Below are 17,879 nucleotides of genomic sequence, written 5' to 3' on the forward strand. Positions count from 1 at the left end.
CCGAGATCCGCCGCCCACCGATATCGCGAGGATGTGCCATGGCTTATTTCAAGCTCTCCGCTCCGGCAAAGATTTACCAGTATCCGTTTGACTATCACAGCCATCTTGGCGGCATCCTGCCCGTGCGGGATGCGGGTGGGCTATCCCTGGTCCATTGGCTGGGAAACACGGATGCCGACCGTGGCGAGCAGCTGTTGTTCGACCAGAGCCTGCAGTTCATGTTGACCGCCAACCCGTTCGAGGTGCTTCTGCAGTCCGGAGAAAGGACGACGTACGAGCGTGGCGAGTGTGCGGCGGAGAACATCTACATCGCCTGCGTGCTGATCGCGCAGCGCTTTCGTCCGGGCGAGGGCGTGGACGAGCTACCCGTGACGGACAAGCGCCTTTATCTGGCCACGCAGGAGACCATTCGCGCCGTGCTGACACGCCAGGGGCCGGAGTACGCGTGGATCAACGCGCTCATGCGCTACTTCAATGGAAAGACCTACGCGAGCAACAAGTTCACGCCGTTCGATGATGCCTACAAGACACGCTCCAGCATGGTGGATAGGGTCCGCAAGCCCCAGGGCGGTGAAGCAAAGTACGAGAAGTGGATAGACGACACGCTGGAGTATCTGTTCAAGCAGGGCATCCTGCATATCCAGATTCCCGCCGGTCGCGACGACATTCCCGCGCTCGACAGCCGCATACAGAAGTTCAACGGCGATCATTCCACGTCCTATCGGGCCCTGGTTCACACCTCCCTGGCGTATCAGGAGGACAAGAAGCTCGCCGCCGACCTGGGCAAGATCCTCGAGCTGTTGAGCAACAAGGACAAGCCTCTTCCAGCCACCATCGGCATCGATCTGCTCGGTGTCGAGAATCGCGTGGCCTACTACGGAACGCTGTTCGAATTTCTTCAGAAGAACGAGCCAGCCATTTCATCGCTGGTCGGCGGTATGCAGTCCGACCACTTCATCGTTCACGTGCACAACGGCGAGGGCGCCAGCGCCGCTGCGGATCACCGCTCGTTGATCGGCTACTACATGGCCTATGGCCAGCGCGTGCCCGACGCGTCGTTCTATCAGGCGATGGCAGCCTATATCCGGCGCTGCGCCGTCGCGGCACGCGAACGCCAATCGACGGAGGGACATGGAAGCCGTGGGGCGGCCGGGCTGCGCCGCACCTTTTCCCGCCTGTTCGACGAGTTGTTCTTGAGCAATTCGCTCACCCACCAGGGATGCCATCTGCGCCGCTTTGACATCAACGGCGAGCGCAGTCGCGCCCTCGCGGCCTACAACGGCAAGCGCAACGTGATGGCCTTGAGCGAGGCGCTCGATGCGCCGTCCGGCGTGGACGGAGAAACCTGGTACGACACGTTGACGACGCCTGATGGGCCTTATGTGTTCCGGCTTGGGCATGACTACTACTACCGCAGCTACATGGCGCAGAAGTACCCAGTCATCGCCTTCGACACGAATTTGGGAAGCAATGCCATCACTGGTGCGGCAGGCTTGTTTGGCTCAGGCGAGGCCTATCGCATCAACAAAGGGTTCCGTCATCTGGACGGCTATATCGATACGGATGTCATTGCCGCGGTATCCGCGGCCGTCGCCAACATGAGCAGCGATGCCTTGACCCAGGAGCAGATCGAGTACTTCCTGGATACCAGCCGCAAGGAGGACGGCATCAGGCAAGTGCTTGCCGACGGCGAGGTCAAGAAGGAGATCAGCGAGTACCTGCGTGTGGCGCTGGGGCCCGTGGCGGGAGAGTCGGGCCAGTTCGACGAAAGGTACTACGAGATGTACTCCGAGATTGTCATCGAGATCGTCGACGTGTCGGACCAGCCCACGGTGCGCTACCAGGCGCTGGCGAGGGTGTTCGCGCTCTTTCAGAACTGGCGATCCTACCTGCTTGGCGCCGACGGGCAGGGCGCGGAGCACAGCAACATCCAGGACGAGTTCCTGCGGATGGTGATCCTTGTCGCTTACAACCTTCTTCCCGTGGGGCACCGGCAGCTGCTGGAGGACACGCTGGAAAAGGTGCAGGAGGTGATGATCGTCTTTGCGGTGCGGTACTGGGAGGCGACGGTGGGCAAGACTCGGTTCAAGCCGACGCGTAGCGATCGCGAAATCGAGAAGCTGGATGGCTATCAGTCCGCTGCCTCGGTGGTGAGCCTGCAGCGCGCACGCGCGGCGGCCGGATCCTGACCTCTCCACGACGGAGCTTGTCCCATGACGACGCCAGCGCACGACGAGATCATCCAGCGGTTCTACCGCCTGGGCATCAGCGAGCGGCATGCGCCCCGCAAGGCGGCGACAGCGGAAGGGCGGAGCGTCGAGCCGCAACCGACTGAAAAGCGGAATGGACCCGTGCGGCCGACCGGCCTGACCGGCGCGGCGACAGGGAAAACGCAGCGCAAGCGCACCCGCGAACAACAGCTGCTGTTCGCGCTCGCCCGCCTGCTCGCCTCGCGCATGCGTTGAACGCCATGGCCGGAGACCCTCCCATGATCGACATCGACCAGGACAAGCTCGAAGGCTTGCGTGAGCTGATCAAGCTGCTGCTCGCGCTGACCAGGGCAGAGCGGCCGCGCGCGGTTTATCCGTATCCGCCGTTCGCGCCGCCGGCCCCGCCGCAGCCGCCCATGCCTACGCAGCCGGGAACCAGCGATGGCGGCATGAACCTGTTGCGCGCCGCGGAGATCGTCGAGCGCGGCGGTGCGCATGCGCTCGAAGCCATTCGCAAGGGCACGGACGAGGCACGCAAGGCGCTGCTGCGGCTGGCGGAGCAACGCGATCTTGAACAGAACGCCGTGGAGCAGGTGATCGAATCGCTGACGGCGCTGAAGGCCTTGCAGCACCGGCATCGGCATCAGGGCGATGGCGACGCGCAGCAGGCGGCGCCACACCCGCACGAACATGCGCACGCACACGCAACCAGCGCGCCGCCGCGGCGCGCGCGTAAGGCAGGCGCCAAGCGCAGGCGTTGATTCACGCCGGCTCGCCCGGAGCGTTTCACTTTCATGTACGGGAACGCCGTACTTAACCAGAGGAGCACGACATGCCTATCCCCATTCCGGTCAATTCGCAGATCACCGATGCGGTCACCCAGTCCAACGTGAAGGTGATCGCGGAAGGTCCCGCCATGGCCATGGGTTCGATCTTCCAGACCCTGGCCCATTCCACCAGCGTGCTCTACGAGAACGCGGTGACGTCGTCGCAGCAGCAGAACACCTTGTCGCAGGCGGCATCCAACCAGGGCGTGATGCAGATCTACAGCCTGGACACCACCGCCACCGCGGCGGCCACGGAAAAGGTGGCGCAGGGCGGCGTGGCGGACAACCTCACCAGCCTGCTCAGCGTGATGAACGCTTTCAGCAATCAGTAATGCCCGTGCGCATGGCGCGCACCCGGCGTCGTTCCGTTTCTTCCGCGGCCTAGCCGCTTCATTGCATGGAGTTGAATCATGACCGTGAACAGCCAGATCACCGATGCGGTTACCCAGACCAACGTGAAGGTCGTCGCCGAAGCGCCGGCCATGGCCATGGGGTCGATCTACCAGACGATGGCCCACTCGACGGGCATCCTGTTCGAGAACGCCGTGGCGCAGCAGCAGCAGCAGAACACGCTGTCGCAGGCGGCGGCCAACCAGGGCGTGATGCAGATCTACAGCCTGGACACCACGGCCACCGGTGCCGCCAGCGAAAAGGTGGCGCAGGGCGGTGTGGCGGACAACCTGACCAGCCTGCTGAGCGTGCTCAACGCATTCCGCAGCAGCTGAACCCGCCGGCCCGGCGGACCGGACAGGAGGCGCCTGTCCGGCCCGCCGAGGGGTGTGACGATCACGTTCCCGTTATCCGGGGGCAGGCAGGTTAGCGCAGGAGAACGACACTCCCGGCGCCGCGGGCTGGATGGCGATACCCGCAGGCGGCCGGGCATGAATATTCGGTATCCGGTCCGGTGCGCTCTACAGGATGGGCGATGCGCGGCGCCGGGCATCAGGGGGCAATCGGCATGGAACTGGCTACGCGGCGGCACGCGTCGCGCACGGCTGTGCGCAGCGGCCGTTCGACGGTCTTGGATGCGGAGGGTCGCCGCGCGTTGCTCGCGCGGTCGGACCTGTTCGCCGGCCTTCCGGCCCCGGTGCTGGACGAGTTGGCCGGGCGTTCCAATGGGCGTTGCCTGGATAGCGGCGAGCTGGTGTTCCGCAAGAACGATGCGGCCGATTTCGCCGCGCTGGTGGTGGAGGGCGTGGTCTACGCCATCCTGTACGGCCCCGATGGTCGCGAGCTGATCGTGGACATGGCCGGTTCCGGACAGGCCATCGGCGAAGCCGCGTTGCTCGGTGCGAGCTGCCATCACTTCACCGCGGTGGCCGCGGGCATGGCGACGGTGTTGTTGCTGCGGCGCGTGCATCTGGCCGGGCTGCTGACCGAGCCGCAGTTCCTGCATCGCGTGATGCTGCTGCTCGCCGGGCGCGTGAGCCGCACGGCCAGGGCGCTGGAAACGATGTGCCTGTACAGCCTGGAATCGCGGCTGGCGCGCTATCTGCTGGATGCGTCGGACCGCAACGGACGCGAGCGGGACGCCGCGCAGATCCAGCTGCCGCCCACGCAGGGCATCCTGGCCTCCATGCTCAATGCGAGCCGCCCCAAGTTGAATGCGCTGCTGCAGGAATGGCAGCGCGCTGGCTTGATCAGCCGCGAACGCAATGTGCTGCGCGTGCACGACTTCGAACAGCTCCGGCGCAAGGCGTGCGCGCCGGAGCGGCGTTTCTAGCCGCGCTTCAACGGAAGCGGTTGATGGTGTCGCGCAGCTCGATGGCGGCGGCGCGCGCGGCCTGGGCGAAATCCTCGCCGCTGCCGGCGTAGAGGATGGCGCGCGACGAGCTGATCATCAGGCCGGTGCCGTTGGCCGTGCGGCCGTGCTTCAGCACGGCTTCCACGTCGCCGCCCTGCGCACCGATGCCGGGCACCAGCAGCGGCATGTCGCCGACGAGCGCGCGCACCTTGCCCAGTTCCTCCGGCCAGGTGGCGCCGGTGACCAGCGCGCAGTTGCCATTGGCGTTCCAGTCGCGCGCGATGGTTTCGGCCACGCGCAGGTACAAGGGCATACCGCCGCAGTCGAGCGCCTGGAAGTCCGCGCCGCCCGGGTTGGAGGTGCGGCACAGGAGGATCACGCCCTTGTCCGCGCGCTCAAGAAACGGCTGCGCGGAATCGCGGCCCATGTACGGGTTCAGCGTCACCGCGTCGGCCTTGAAGCGGTCGAACGCCTCGGTGACGTAATGCTGCGCCGTGCTGCCAATGTCGCCGCGCTTGGCGTCGAGGATCACCGGCACGGCCGGATGCTTGTCGTGGATGTGCGCGATCAGCCGCTCCAGCGCGTCCTCCGCACGCAGCGCGGCGAAGTGCGCGATCTGCGGCTTGTAGGTGCAGACCAGGTCGGCGGTGGCGTCGACGATGTCGCGACAGAACTCGAACACCGCATCCGGCCGGCCCTTGAGGTGCGCGGGGAATTTCGCGGGCTCGGGATCGAGGCCGACGCAGACGAGGGAGTGGTGGTCAGTCCATGCGTGTTGCAGGGAGTGCATGAAGTGCATTGCGGTCTCCGAGCCAGGAGTGAGTGAAGAGAAGCGAGGAGTGAGAGAGGGCGTGGCGCTCTCGTTTCTCACTCCTCTTTACTCGTTGCTCGCTCTTACGCCAGCTTCTTGTACTTCACCCGATGCGGCTTCGCGGCCTCATCGCCGAGACGGCGCTTCTTGTCCGCTTCGTACTCGTTGTAGTTGCCCGGGAAGAACTCTACGTGCGAGTCGCCTTCGAACGCGATGATGTGCGTGGCGATGCGGTCGAGGAACCAGCGGTCATGCGAGATGACCACGGCGCAGCCGGGGAATTCCAGCAGCGCGTCTTCCAGCGCGCGCAGGGTTTCCACGTCCAGGTCGTTGGACGGTTCGTCGAGCAGCAGCACGTTGCCGCCCTGCAGCAGGGTCTTGGCCATGTGCAGGCGGCCGCGCTCACCGCCGGAGAGCTGGCCGACGATCTTCTGCTGGTCGGTGCCCTTGAAGTTGAAGCGGCCGATGTAGGCGCGCGACTGGATCTCGAAGTTGCCGATGGTGAGGATGTCCGAACCGCCGGACACTTCCTGCCACACGTTGTTCTTCGGATCGAGCGCATCGCGCGACTGGTCGACGTAAGCCAGCTTGACCGTGTGGCCCAGCTTCACTTCGCCCGAATCCGGGGTTTCCTTGCCCATGATCATCTTCATGAGCGTGGACTTGCCCGCGCCGTTCGGGCCGATCACGCCGACGATGGCGCCCGGCGGAATCTTGAACGACAGGTCTTCGATCAGCACGCGGTCGCCGAACGACTTGGTGACGTTTTTGAACTCGATCACTTCCTGGCCCAGGCGCTCGCCCGGCGGAATGAAGATTTCATTGGTTTCGTTGCGGCGCTGGTACTCGACCGAGTTCAGCTCCTCGAAGCGGTTGAGACGCGCCTTGCCCTTGGACTGGCGGCCCTTGGCGGCCGAACGCACCCACTCCAGCTCCTTCTCGATCGCCTTCTGGCGCGACTTCTCCTGCTGGGCTTCCTGCTTGAGGCGGGCGTCCTTCTGCTCCAGCCACTCGGTGTAGTTGCCCTTCCAGGGAATGCCGCGGCCGCGATCGAGTTCCAGAATCCACTCCGCCGCGTTGTCGAGGAAGTAGCGGTCATGGGTGACGGCCACCACGGTGCCCGGGTAGTTCTGCAGGAACTGCTCCAGCCAGTCCACGGATTCGGCGTCCAGGTGGTTGGTGGGCTCGTCCAGCAGCAGCATGTCCGGCTTGGACAGCAGCAGGCGGCACAGCGCCACGCGGCGCTTTTCACCGCCGGACAGCGGCCCGATCTTGGCGTCCCACGGCGGCAGGCGCAGCGCGTCGGCGGCCACTTCCAGCTGGCGCTCCAGCGCGTGCGCGTCGTTCACGGCAAGGATGTTTTCCAGCTCCTGCTGCTCGGCGGCGAGCTTGTCGAAGTCCGCGCCTTCCTCGGCGTAGGCGGCGTAGACCTCTTCCAGGCGCTTCTGCGCGTCGATGATGACGGAGACGCCTTCCTCGACCGCTTCGCGCACGGTCTTCTCCGGATCGAGCTCCGGCTCCTGCGCCAGGTAGCCGACCTTGATGCCCGGCTGCGGGCGGGCTTCGCCCTGGAAGTCCTTGTCGACGCCGGCCATGATGCGCAGCACCGTGGACTTGCCCGCGCCGTTCAGGCCCAGCAGTCCGATCTTGGCGCCGGGGAAGAAGCTCAGGGAGATGTCCTTGATGATCTGGCGCTTCGGGGGAACGATCTTGCTGACCCCGTTCATGGTGTAGATGTACTGCATGGAGCCTCCGGCGACGTGCACGGCGCCGGCGCAGGGGCAGGCGGTGCGATTCAGAGTGGGTGTAAACCACTCATTATAGCGGGTGTTGGGGGCGGTCCGGTGACGGCGGCCCCGCCCGCGCCCTTACCGGGGCAGGGCGGGCGCTGGCCTGGCGGTGTCGAACAGCGCGCTGACCGTGCGGGTGTGCAGCGAGGCGGCGTCGAAGCCCTCCGGCAGCATGCCGGCGATCTCCAGCATCACCGCGCCATGCAGCGATGCCCAGATCTGGTGGCCGAGGATGGCCGGGTCCGCCGCCACGGTGCCTTCGGCGATCATCACTTCCACGTGCGCCGAGACGGTGCGCCACATGCGCTCGTAGGCCTGTCGATAGGCGGGGTCGTCGCGCCGGGTTTCCGGGTATTCGAACATCAGCCGGTAGGTGGCGGTGTTGTCGCGGGCAAAGGCGATGTAGGCGTCGCGCACGGCGCGGCTGCGCGTGCGGCCGTCGCCGGGCGAGTCGAGCGCGCGTTCCAGCGCTTCGGAGAAGCGGTTGAGGCCGCGCGTGCGCACGGCCGTGATGATCTCTTCCTTGTTGTCGAAGTAGCGGTAGGGCGTCATGGTGCCCACGCCCAGTTCGCCGGCCAGGCGCCGCAGGGTGACGGCGCCGGGGCCTTCTTCCACGTACAGCCGCGCAGCCGCTTCGCACAGGCGTTCGCGGAAGGCTTCGGTTTCCTGTTCGCTCAGCGCTCGCGGCACGTCAGTCTCTTGCGTTCAGCGTCTTGCGGAAAAACGCCAGCGCATCGGCGTTGATCTGCGCGTGCGCCTTGGCACGGTCGACGCCGGTCGGGTCGGCGCACAGCTGCGCGATTTCCTTCTTGAGCGCATCGGAGCAGGGCGGCAGGAATACCCAGTGGTCGGCGCGGGGGATTTCCTTCACCGCATACAGTGTCTTGAGCAGGGGCGCGATGTGCTTCGCGTTGGCTTCCGGCGGCAGCACCTGGTCGTTCTGGCCGTAGTAGAGGAAGACCGGGATATGCACCTTGTCGAAGCTGTGTTCGTCGAACAGCAGGCTCAGCGGCGCCATGGCGAAGGCGGCCTTCACGCGCGGGTCGGCGGTGTCGCCGTAGCGACCCAGCTGGCCCTGCATCTTCTCGAACGCCTGCGCGATGGTCTCGCCCTGGCTGGCGGCCTCGGCTTCGGCCTCCTTGCGATGGCCGCACACATCCTTGTCCTGCGGGTAGTGATCGCAAAAATCGATGAAGCGCACGAAGCGCGGCTGCGCGCCGGCGATCATCAGCGCGGTATAGCCGCCGGCGGAGAAGCCGGCCACGCCGATGCGCTGCGGGTCGATCAGCGCCTTCCAGCGCGGGTCGGCCAGCACGGTGCTGATGGTTGCCTTCACCTGCACGGGCCGGCCGGCCAGCACCTCGATCTTGCCGACCTTGCTGGTGTCGCCGAAATAGTCGCCGAGCTGGTTGAGCGTGGCGACGACAAAGCCGTGGCTGGCCAGGTAGGTGGCCAGGTCATGGTGCCCCAGGTTGCTGCCGCCATTGCCATGGGAGATGACCACCAGCGGCTTGGCGCCGGGGATGGCCGGCGCGCCCGGCGTGGCGGCGACGTCGTACGGGCCCATGGCCGTGGTGCCATGCACCGGCTGCGGCGAGGGGTAGAACACATAGCCCTCGGTCGGCTTGCCGCTGACCGGGTCGGTGATCTGGATGGGCGACAAGCCCACGCCGGTGACTTCCGACGCGTAGGCGGCCAGTGGCAGGAGCAGTGCGAGGATCAGGGCAAACCGGCGAAGCAATAGCTGGGACATCGGACGCGCCTTGGCGCGCGGCGGCATGGTGGGCATGGCGAAAGTCCGTGGCTGGGATGGCGTGCAATGTACGGTACGCTGTACGAAATGTGGCCGCAAGTGGCCCCGAGTGGCCGCCATAGCACATCACCGCTACAATTTCGCGTTCTAACCCTGCAGCCACCCCAACGAGGTCAGGATGTTCCCGAAGCACGACACGATCGCCGGTTACGACAATGAACTGGCCCAGGCCATGGCCGACGAAGCCCGCCGTCAGGAGGATCACGTCGAGCTGATCGCTTCGGAGAACTACGCCAGCCCCCGCGTGATGGAAGCCCAGGGCAGCGTGCTCACCAACAAGTACGCCGAGGGTTATCCGGGCAAGCGCTACTACGGCGGCTGCGAATACGTGGACATCGCCGAGCAGCTGGCCATCGACCGCCTGAAGAAGCTGTTCGGCGCCACCTACGCCAACGTGCAGCCGCACTCCGGCTCGCAGGCCAACCAGGCCGTGTACCTGGCGCTGCTCAACCCCGGCGACACCATCCTGGGCATGAGCCTGGCCCACGGCGGCCACCTCACGCACGGCGCCAAGGTCAACGTGTCGGGCAAGCTGTTCAACGCCGTGCAGTACGGCGTGAACGAGCAGGGCTTGGTGGACTACGACGAAGTCGAGCGCCTCGCCATCGAGCACAAGCCCAGGATGATCGTGGCCGGTTTCAGCGCCTACTCGCAGGTGATGGACTGGGCGCGCTTCCGCGCCATCGCCGACAAGGTCGGCGCCTACCTGTTCGTGGACATGGCGCACGTCGCCGGCCTGATCGCCGCGGGCGTGTACCCGAGCCCGGTGCCGCATGCGCACGTCGTTACCTCCACCACGCACAAGACCCTGCGCGGCCCGCGCGGCGGCATCATCGTGGCCAAGGACGCCGGCGAGGAGATCGAGAAGAAGCTGCAGTCCATCGTGTTCCCCGGCATCCAGGGCGGCCCGCTGATGCACGTCATCGCCGCCAAGGCGGTGGCCTTCAAGGAAGCGCTGGAGCCGGAGTTCAAGACCTACCAGGAACAGGTGGTCAAGAACGCCAAGGCCATGGCCCGGACCTTCATCGAGCGCGGCTACAAGATCGTCTCCGGCGGCACCGAAAACCACCTGATGCTGGTGGACCTGATCGGCCGCGACGTCACCGGCAAGGACGCGGAAGAAGCGCTGGGCAAGGCGCACATCACCGTCAACAAGAACGCGGTGCCGAACGACCCTCGCAAGCCGTTCGTCACCTCCGGCCTGCGCGTGGGCACGCCCGCCGTCACCACCCGCGGCTACAAGGAAGCGGACGTGGTCGAGCTGACCGGCTGGATCTGCGACGTGCTCGATGCGCCGAAGGACGAGGCCGTCATCGCCAAGGTGCGCGAGAAGGTCACGGCGCAGTGCCACAAGTTCCCGGTGTACGGCTGAGAGCGAGAAGCGAGTGGAGAGGAGCGAGAAGTGAGAGCGAACCAACCCTCTGTTTTCTCACTCCTCGTTTCTCACTCCTGACCCTATGCATTGCCCCTTCTGCCAGCACGAAGACACCCGCGTGATCGACTCGCGCCTGACCGAGGACGGCGCCACCGTGCGCCGTCGTCGCGAGTGTCCCAAATGCAACGAGCGCTTCAACACGTTTGAAACCGCCGAACTCAAGCTGCCCACCATCGTGAAGAGCGGTGAGCGGCGCGAGTCGTTCGACGAGCACAAGCTGCGCGTGAGCTTCGAGCGTGCCTTGCAGAAACGCCCCGTGCCGACGCATTCCGTCGACACCGCCGTGCGCGAGATCGTCAACGACCTGCGCCGCTGCGGCGAACGCGAAGTGCCTTCGCGGCAGCTGGGCGAGCTGGTGATGCGCGAGCTGAAGAAGCTCGATCAGGTGGCGTATGTGCGCTTCGCTTCCGTGTATCGGAAGTTCGAGGATGTGCAGGCGTTCCGCGAGGAGATCGAGAAGCTGGAGCGCGATTTGCCGGAGTTGGAGGCGTTGCAGTTGTCGTTGTTGGGGGAGAGTGTGGCGAGGCGCAAGAAGTCCTGAGGGGGCTTTTGCTCTCGCTGTTCTAGGGGGCGCACCCTTGCCTCACCACTTCAAAAAGAACCGTCATCCCTGCGAAGGCAGGGATCCAGCGACTTTATGTTCGGTTGTCGCGCAAAGGGTGATCGGTTCTTTTTGGCGCTGCCGCAACCTGGCCGCCTACGCGGCGGGCGTTCCGACCTCCTGCCGGAGGCCGGGTCACTTTCTCTTGCTTGCCCAAGAGAAAGTAACCAAAGAGAAGGGCCCCCCGGAATCGGCGCCTATCGGGCTGAAGCCCGATAGGTACGCGGACGGGTTCCGGGCTTTTCGACGGGGCATCCTGCCCCGACGAAAAGTGCCTGGCATCCATGCCAGGCACCCCTGCGGGGCCTGATCTCCACTCGCCCGCCGCCTCATACGGGGACCCGGAAGATCAAGAGCCCAAAGTCCAAAGCCGGTGGCTCGTGCCGCTGTGCGGCACATCGCGTCGTGGCGGTGGAGTGGTCCTCATCCCTTAAACTGCGCCAAGCCTCCGCCGCCAAAAGCGCCCATGCCTCCACTATTCACCGCCATCGATCACGCCCATATGGCCCACGCCCTGCGCCTGGCCGAGCTTGGTCTGTACACCACGCATCCCAACCCGCGTGTCGGCTGCGTGATAGCGCACGGCGAACAGGTGGTGGGTGCGGGTTATCACCAGCGGGCGGGAGAGCCGCATGCGGAGGTTTATGCGTTGCGCGAGGCTGGCGAGCAGGCGCGTGGGGCGACGGCTTATGTGACGTTGGAACCCTGCGCGCATCATGGCCGCACACCGCCGTGCGCGGATGCGCTCATCGCAGCGGGCGTGGCGCGCGTGGTGATTGCAGCGGAGGATCCGTTTCCGCAGGTGGCCGGTCGCGGCATCGGCAAGTTGCGCGACGCGGGTATCGTGGTGGAGACGGGCTTGATGCGCGACGCCGCACGCGAGCTCAATATCGGTTTCTTCAGCCGTATCGAACGCGGGCGTCCGTGGGTGCGCGTGAAGCTGGCGATGAGTCTGGATGGGCGCACGGCGCTGGCCAATGGCGAATCGAAGTGGATCACCGGCGAGGCGGCGCGCGCGGATGTGCAGCGCTGGCGTGCGCGCAGTTCGGCGATCTTCACGGCATCGGGCACGGTGCTGGCCGACAATCCGCGCCTGACCGTGCGCTTGCCGGAAGGCGAGGCGTTTACGCCGCCGTGGCGCGTGGTGCTCGACAATCGCCTGCGTACGCCGCCGGACAGCCACGTGCTCGATGGCACCGTGCCGACGCTGGTGCTGCACAACGCGCAATACGCACCGGTCGACCCGCGCTTTCAGGCGGTGGAACTGGCCGTGGTGGCGGAGAAGGGCGGCGCGATGGATCTGCACGCGGTGATGGATGAGCTGGCGCGGCGGCATATCAGCGAAGTGCATGTGGAGGCGGGTCCCAGCCTGTGCGGTTCGCTGTTCGCGGCCGGGCTGGTGGACGAGCTGCTGATCTACATCGCGCCAGTGTTGCTGGGCGACAGCGCGCAGCCTTTGCTCGGCCTGCCGTCGCTGACGGACATGGCGTCGCGCTGGAAGCTGCGCACCATCGACCGCCGGGTGTTGGGCGATGACCTGCGGCTGCAGCTTCGCCCCATCGCCTGAGTGCGCGTTACCCCTGCTGGATGCCAACCATGACGCAACCCCACACGCCGCTGCTCGTCCTGAGTGATGCCGAGCGCACCTTCTTCCGCGAGCAGGGCTACCTGATCCGCAAGATCCTCGATGACGTCAGCGTCGCGCGTTACGTCGCCGCCGTGGACGAGGCGCGCCGCGAAAGCGGGGAGGCGCAGCGCATGAGCAACCTGCAGTTCCTGCAGCCCGGCAAGGCCATCCGTGGCATCCAGGACATCATCTGCAACGAAGACATCCTCGCCGTCTGCCGCGACCTGCTGGGCGAGGGCATCATCGTGGACGGTGCGTCGCTGTTCTATGCCGATGCCGGCGTCGACTACCGGCAGGGCTGGCATCGCGACGTGCTGCAGGTGCCGGACGATCAGGTGGACACGCGCTGGTTCAGCGAGGACTACCACTACAACTACGTGCAGATGAACATGCCGCTCACGGCGGATGGCTGCCTATGGATCGTGCCGGGCAGCCATCGCCGCCAGCTCGATGCGCAGGAGCGCGCGATCTTCGGCAACACCGAAAAGATGGCCCCGGTCGAGGCGCCGGAGCTGTCCACCGGAAAGCAGATCGTGCTGCAGCCGGGCGAGGCGGTGTTCTACAACAATTACGCCGTGCATCGCGGCTGGGGCGGCGTATTGAAGGATCGCCGCATCACCATCCACCTGGGCTTCCACTCGGCGCAGTATCCGCCGACCCTGCATTTCGGCGTGCTCGATCACACTGAATACAGCGTGGAGTATCTCTCCTCGCTGGCGCCTTGCGTGCGCGAGGCCCTGCGCGCGCATCTGGTCGAACGTGCGCGCCATCCGGAAGTGAACGTGTTCCACGCCTACCACCAGCAGTTCCTGAAGCAGGAGTTCAAGACCACATGACGACGGCAGCGATACGCTGGGGCATCATCGGTTGCGGCAATGTCACCGAGGTGAAGAGCGGGCCGGGCTTCAGCAAGACGCCAAACTCCGCCCTGGTCGCGGTGATGCGGCGCGATGGCGAGAAGGCACGCGATTACGCCGAGCGTCATGGCGTGCCGCGCTGGTACGACGATGCGGAAAAGCTCATCGCCGATCCGGACGTCAATGCGGTCTATGTCGCCACGCCGCCCTCCACGCACAAGCAGTACGCGCTGATGAGCATCGCCGCCGGCAAGCCGGTGTACGTGGAAAAGCCGATGGCGCTGGACCACGCCGAATGCGAGGCGATCATCCATGCCGGCAAACAGGCGAATGTCCCGGTGTTCGTGGCGTACTACCGCCGCAGCCTGCCGCGCTTCCAGAAGGTGCGCGAGCTGATCTTCGGCCAGCAGGCCATCGGCAAGCCACGCATCGTCAACACGGTGCTGTACGAGCCGCATCACCGGCGCTACCACGATCCGGCGAATCTGCCATGGCATGTGGTGCCCGAGATTTCAGGTGGCGGCGTGTTCATGGATATCGGCTGCCATACGCTCGACATCCTCGACTGGCTGTTCGGGCCTATCGTGTCGGTGAGCGGCAACGCCAGCAATCAGTTGGGCGCCTATGGCGTGGAAGACGGCGTCGCCATGTCGTTCCAGTTCGGCAACGGCATGTTGGGCACGGGCCTCTGGAACTTCGACAGTTTCAAGCACCATGACCAGATCGAGGTGATCGGCGACAAGGGGCGCATTGCTTTCGCTACTTTCGGCGACGGCCCCATCCACGTAGAGAACCTCGACGGCTCGCACGAGTACCGCGTCGCCAACCCGTCGCACATCCAGCAGCCGTTGATCGAAACCATCGTGGCCGAACTCACCGGCCACAAGGGCGCTTGCCCGTCCACGGCGGAAAGCGGCGCGCGCACCAGCTGGGTGATGGATCAGGTGCTGCGCCAGTATCGCCGCGATACCGGGCAGACGATCGGCGGATGATGCGCGTGCGCGCCTCCGAGCCAAGGAGGCGCGCACGCTTCATGCAGGGCACTCACTTGCTGAAATCGATGGCGATCTTGCCGAAGTGCTTGCCCGTGGCCATCAGGTCGAAGGCATCGCGTAGCTGCTCGAAGCCGTAAACGCGATCGATCACCGGTTCGAGGCGCGCCAGTTCGATGGCCGCATTCATGCGCTCGTGCGATTCCAGCGGCGCCACCGAAATGCCCTGCAGGCGAATGCGCTTGAGCAACGCCTGGGTCAGCGTGAGCGATGCTTCGTTGCCGCCCATGAAACCCACCAGGCCGATAAAGCCGTGCATGGCCACCGCGTCCATCGATTGCGGCAGCGTGGACGCGCCCACGGTTTCAATCACCGCGTCCACGCCGCGGCCGCCGGTGGCATCGCGCACCAGCGGACTCCATTGCGGATGGGTGCGGTAGTTGATGCCCACGTCGGTGCCCAGGGCTTTTGCGCGGGCGAGCTTCTCGTCGCTGGACGAAAGCATGATGGCGCGCGCGCCGCGCAGCTTGGCGAACTGCAGCGCGAACAGCGACACGCCGCCGGTGCCGAGGATCAGCACCGACTGGCCGCTGGTGACATGCGCAAGCTCCAGCGCATGCCATGCAGTGAGTGCGGCGATGGGCAAGGTGGCGGCCTGCACATGGTCGAGGTGGGACGGCGCATGCACCAGCGCATAGGCGTCGAAGCAGGCAAGGTCGCGCATGACGCCGTCATCGGGGCCGCCAGGTTCCGCCCCTGTCCATTCCGGCCGGATGGAGCCGGCCACCCAGCGTGATTTGTACAAGGTGGTGACGCGGTCGCCGGGCTTGAAGCGGCTGACGCCATCGCCGACGGCGAGCACCGTGCCCGCGCCGTCCGACACCGGGACGATCGGCAGCTTCACGTCGCGGTACAGCCCGCCCTGGGCCATCAGCAGGTCGCGATAGTTGAGCGAGGCCGCTTCCAGCTTGACCAGTACTTCACCGGGGCCGGGCTGGGGCTCCGGCAGGTCGATGCGTTGCAGCTGGTCCAGTCCGAAAGCGGGTAGGCGATAGGCGCGCATGGCGTGACTCCGTGGTGGGAATGGCGCCATGGTCGGGCGGGATGCCTCGGGTGATAATCTTCGCAAATCGCACTTCATTTGTTCATACCATGAATAAATCGTTCGAGCTGACGCCGACACGGGTACGCGAGCTGCGGGCCTTCGCCATCTCCGCCCGGCTGCTGAATTTCTCGCAAGCGGCGCGCGAAGCCGGCTGCACGCCGTCCGTGCTGAGCAGGCGCATCGCGTCCCTGGAAGATGCGGTGGGCACGCGGCTGTTCATGCGCACCACGCGCCGCGTCACGCTCACCGCGCGTGGCGAGCAATTGCTGGCGCATTGCGAGCGGCTGGAGCAGGTGATGACCGACCTGGCCGTGGACCTGCGTCCCCAGCAAGGCGAGCCGCAGGGGCGCCTATGCCTGCATTTGCCTCGCACCTATGGGCGCGAGCGCGTCGCGCCGCTGGTCGCGCGTTTCATGGCACGGCATCCGCAGATACGCATCGACGCGACCTATGACGACACCTACGTGGATCTCGTGGCGGGCAAGGTCGATGTGGCGGTGCGCGTGGGGCGGCTGGCGGACGCCAACGTGGTGGCCCGGCGCGTGGGCACGATGCGCCGCTATCTCTGCGCCTCGCCCGCGTACCTGAAAGGCGCGCCGCCGCTCGAGGATCCCGCCGACCTCAAGCATCACCGCTGCCTCGCCTTCAGCGGATTGCGCACCGGCACGCTATGGCAGCTTCAGAAGCAGCGCAGGCGGCGTTCCGTGCGCATCGATCCGGTGATGGTGTGCAACGACGTGCAGGCGGTGCGCGACGCCCTGCTGGCCGGCGCGGGCATCGGCATCATGGGTGATTACATGGGCGACGCGCTGCTGGCGCAGAAGCGGCTGGTTGAGGTGTTGCCGCCCTGGCAGCTGAGCGAGTCGCCCATCCATCTGGTCTGGCTGCCGGGCGCGGATCGCGTGCCGGCCGTGCGTCTGTTGATCGACTATCTGGTGCAGGCCATGAAGCAGCCGTAAGGACGCGTTGTTCGCCACGGTGGACAACGGCAGCGTCGGCCTTGCCCGGGGTTGGTGCTAGAATCCGCCGGCCGGCTAGCCGGCAACACCACAAAACGACGTCTTCAGGGCGGGGCGAAACTCCCCACCGGCGGTAGATCCTGAGGGATAAGCCCGCGAGCGCTTCCAGAACATCGGAAGGTCAGCAGATCCGGTCCAATGCCGGAGCCGACGGTTGGCATGCCAGCGATGGCGACCAGAAAGTCCGGATGAGAGAAGACGGTACGGTGCGCGCCTTCGCCGGCGTGCGCCTGCCAGACGCCTTGGGGCGTTTTTCGCACTTTCGACGCGGGAAACGTTTCATGTCCAAGCATCGTTGCATTGCTTTCGCCGCCTCCATGCAGGAGGTGCGCTGATGTTCACCGGCATCATCCAGAGCGTGGGCCGCATTGCGCGGCTGGAACCGCGCGGCGGCGACGTGCGCCTGTACGTGGATACGGCCGACCTCGATCTCTCCGACGTGCAGCTGGGCGACAGCATCGCCGTCTCCGGCGTGTGCCTGACCGCGGTGACGCTGGAATCGCGCGGCTTCAGCGCGGACGTCTCCAACGAAACGCTGTCGCTCACCACGCTGGGCAAGCACAAGGCCGGCGACCTGGTGAATCTGGAGAAGGCATTGCGCCTGGCCGATCGCCTCGGTGGGCATCTGGTCTCCGGCCACGTCGACGGCGTGGGCAAGGTGGTGTCGATCACCCCGGACGGCCGCTCGCTGCGCTGGGTGTTCGAAGTACCCGCCGCGCTGTCGCGCTACATCGCCGCCAAGGGCTCCATCTGCATCGACGGCACCAGCCTCACCGTGAACGAGGTGAACGGGCATCGCTTCGGCGTCAACCTTATTCCCCACACGGTGGAACACACGGCGTTCCATGCACGAAAGGCGGGCGACGCGGTGAACATCGAGGTGGACGTGGTGGCGCGCTACATCGAGCGGCTGATCGCCGGTGGCGATGCGCCGAAGCTGGATGAGGCGTTCCTCAGGCAGCACGGTTTCGCATAACGCCCGTCATCCCAGCGAAAGCTGGGATCCAGTGTCTATGCTCGGTGCTTACAAGTCGCTGGATCCCAGCTT

At 65.7% G+C, this 17,879-nt stretch carries 18 protein-coding genes and 1 riboswitch; of the genes, 13 read left to right on the plus strand and 5 right to left on the minus strand.

Annotated features, from left to right (window positions below; genetic code table 11):
* Positions 1-38 precede the first annotated feature (38 nt).
* The 6 genes from BDW41_RS22075 to BDW41_RS22100 all read left to right on the plus strand — a co-directional run bounded on the left by BDW41_RS22075 (position 39) and on the right by BDW41_RS22100 (position 4,760).
* Entirely contained in the window at positions 39-2,189 is a 2,151-nt protein-coding gene (locus BDW41_RS22075) for a hypothetical protein (RefSeq protein WP_074547957.1), read from the plus strand.
* A 24-nt stretch (positions 2,190-2,213) separates the two neighbouring features.
* Entirely contained in the window at positions 2,214-2,465 is a 252-nt protein-coding gene (locus BDW41_RS22080; RefSeq protein WP_074547954.1) for a hypothetical protein, read from the plus strand.
* Positions 2,466-2,488: 23 nt separating this feature from the next.
* Entirely contained in the window at positions 2,489-2,971 is a 483-nt protein-coding gene (locus tag BDW41_RS22085) for a hypothetical protein (protein ID WP_074547952.1), read from the plus strand.
* 71 nt (positions 2,972-3,042) lie between these two features.
* Entirely contained in the window at positions 3,043-3,369 is a 327-nt protein-coding gene (locus BDW41_RS22090) for a RebB family R body protein (RefSeq protein ID WP_074547950.1), read from the plus strand.
* 78 nt (positions 3,370-3,447) lie between these two features.
* On the plus strand, positions 3,448-3,762 hold the full coding sequence (locus BDW41_RS22095; RefSeq protein WP_074547948.1) for a RebB family R body protein: 315 nt from the start codon (positions 3,448-3,450) through the stop codon (positions 3,760-3,762).
* 233 nt (positions 3,763-3,995) lie between these two features.
* The gene (locus tag BDW41_RS22100; protein ID WP_158537027.1) at positions 3,996-4,760 is read left to right on the plus strand and encodes a Crp/Fnr family transcriptional regulator; all 765 of its coding nucleotides are present in this window, start codon (positions 3,996-3,998) and stop codon (positions 4,758-4,760) included.
* Positions 4,761-4,767: 7 nt separating this feature from the next.
* On the opposite strand, the gene pyrF is transcribed toward BDW41_RS22100, so the two are convergent.
* The 4 genes from pyrF to BDW41_RS22120 form a co-directional block, all read right to left on the minus strand.
* Positions 4,768-5,580 carry an orotidine-5'-phosphate decarboxylase gene (pyrF, locus tag BDW41_RS22105; protein ID WP_074547946.1) on the minus strand — a complete coding sequence of 271 codons (813 nt, stop codon included), beginning with the start codon at positions 5,578-5,580 and terminating at the stop codon, positions 4,768-4,770.
* A gap of 95 nt (positions 5,581-5,675) precedes the next feature.
* Positions 5,676-7,337 (minus strand): energy-dependent translational throttle protein EttA, encoded by a 1,662-nt coding sequence (gene ettA, locus BDW41_RS22110; RefSeq protein ID WP_074547945.1) that lies wholly within the window; start codon positions 7,335-7,337, stop codon positions 5,676-5,678.
* A 123-nt stretch (positions 7,338-7,460) separates the two neighbouring features.
* The gene (locus BDW41_RS22115) at positions 7,461-8,072 is read right to left on the minus strand and encodes a TetR/AcrR family transcriptional regulator (RefSeq protein ID WP_074547944.1); all 612 of its coding nucleotides are present in this window, start codon (positions 8,070-8,072) and stop codon (positions 7,461-7,463) included.
* Between the two features lies 1 nt (position 8,073).
* Positions 8,074-9,171 (minus strand): hypothetical protein, encoded by a 1,098-nt coding sequence (locus BDW41_RS22120; RefSeq protein WP_074547943.1) that lies wholly within the window; start codon positions 9,169-9,171, stop codon positions 8,074-8,076.
* A gap of 142 nt (positions 9,172-9,313) precedes the next feature.
* Here BDW41_RS22120 and glyA point away from each other — a divergent pair, with 142 nt between their 5' ends.
* From glyA to BDW41_RS22145, 5 genes are all read left to right on the plus strand, one after another.
* Positions 9,314-10,567, plus strand: coding sequence for a serine hydroxymethyltransferase (glyA, locus tag BDW41_RS22125; protein ID WP_074547942.1), 1,254 nt, complete (start codon positions 9,314-9,316; stop codon positions 10,565-10,567).
* Positions 10,568-10,652: 85 nt separating this feature from the next.
* Complete coding sequence (gene nrdR, locus BDW41_RS22130; RefSeq protein ID WP_074547941.1) at positions 10,653-11,171, plus strand: transcriptional regulator NrdR; 519 nt, start codon at positions 10,653-10,655, stop codon at positions 11,169-11,171.
* Positions 11,172-11,697: 526 nt separating this feature from the next.
* On the plus strand, positions 11,698-12,798 hold the full coding sequence (ribD, locus tag BDW41_RS22135; RefSeq protein WP_233497002.1) for a bifunctional diaminohydroxyphosphoribosylaminopyrimidine deaminase/5-amino-6-(5-phosphoribosylamino)uracil reductase RibD: 1,101 nt from the start codon (positions 11,698-11,700) through the stop codon (positions 12,796-12,798).
* Between the two features lie 29 nt (positions 12,799-12,827).
* Complete coding sequence (locus BDW41_RS22140) at positions 12,828-13,694, plus strand: phytanoyl-CoA dioxygenase family protein (protein ID WP_074547939.1); 867 nt, start codon at positions 12,828-12,830, stop codon at positions 13,692-13,694.
* Entirely contained in the window at positions 13,691-14,707 is a 1,017-nt protein-coding gene (locus tag BDW41_RS22145; protein WP_074547938.1) for a Gfo/Idh/MocA family oxidoreductase, read from the plus strand. Before BDW41_RS22140 ends, BDW41_RS22145 begins: the two co-directional genes overlap by 4 nt.
* A gap of 52 nt (positions 14,708-14,759) precedes the next feature.
* Here BDW41_RS22145 and BDW41_RS22150 read toward each other — a convergent pair whose 3' ends face one another.
* Positions 14,760-15,770: an NAD(P)-dependent alcohol dehydrogenase gene (locus BDW41_RS22150; RefSeq protein WP_074547937.1), complete on the minus strand. Its 1,011-nt coding sequence runs from the start codon at positions 15,768-15,770 to the stop codon at positions 14,760-14,762.
* An 89-nt stretch (positions 15,771-15,859) separates the two neighbouring features.
* Between BDW41_RS22150 and BDW41_RS22155 the strand changes: the two genes are divergently transcribed.
* Positions 15,860-16,771 carry a LysR family transcriptional regulator gene (locus BDW41_RS22155; protein WP_074547936.1) on the plus strand — a complete coding sequence of 304 codons (912 nt, stop codon included), beginning with the start codon at positions 15,860-15,862 and terminating at the stop codon, positions 16,769-16,771.
* Positions 16,772-16,867: 96 nt separating this feature from the next.
* Positions 16,868-17,035, plus strand: a riboswitch (FMN riboswitch).
* Positions 17,036-17,165: 130 nt separating this feature from the next.
* The gene (locus BDW41_RS22160) at positions 17,166-17,807 is read left to right on the plus strand and encodes a riboflavin synthase (RefSeq protein ID WP_074547935.1); all 642 of its coding nucleotides are present in this window, start codon (positions 17,166-17,168) and stop codon (positions 17,805-17,807) included.
* The last annotated feature ends 72 nt before the right edge of the window (positions 17,808-17,879 follow it).

The sequence above is a fragment of the Dyella sp. AtDHG13 genome, from assembly GCF_003201105.1.
Taxonomy (GTDB): domain Bacteria; phylum Pseudomonadota; class Gammaproteobacteria; order Xanthomonadales; family Rhodanobacteraceae; genus Dyella; species Dyella jiangningensis_B.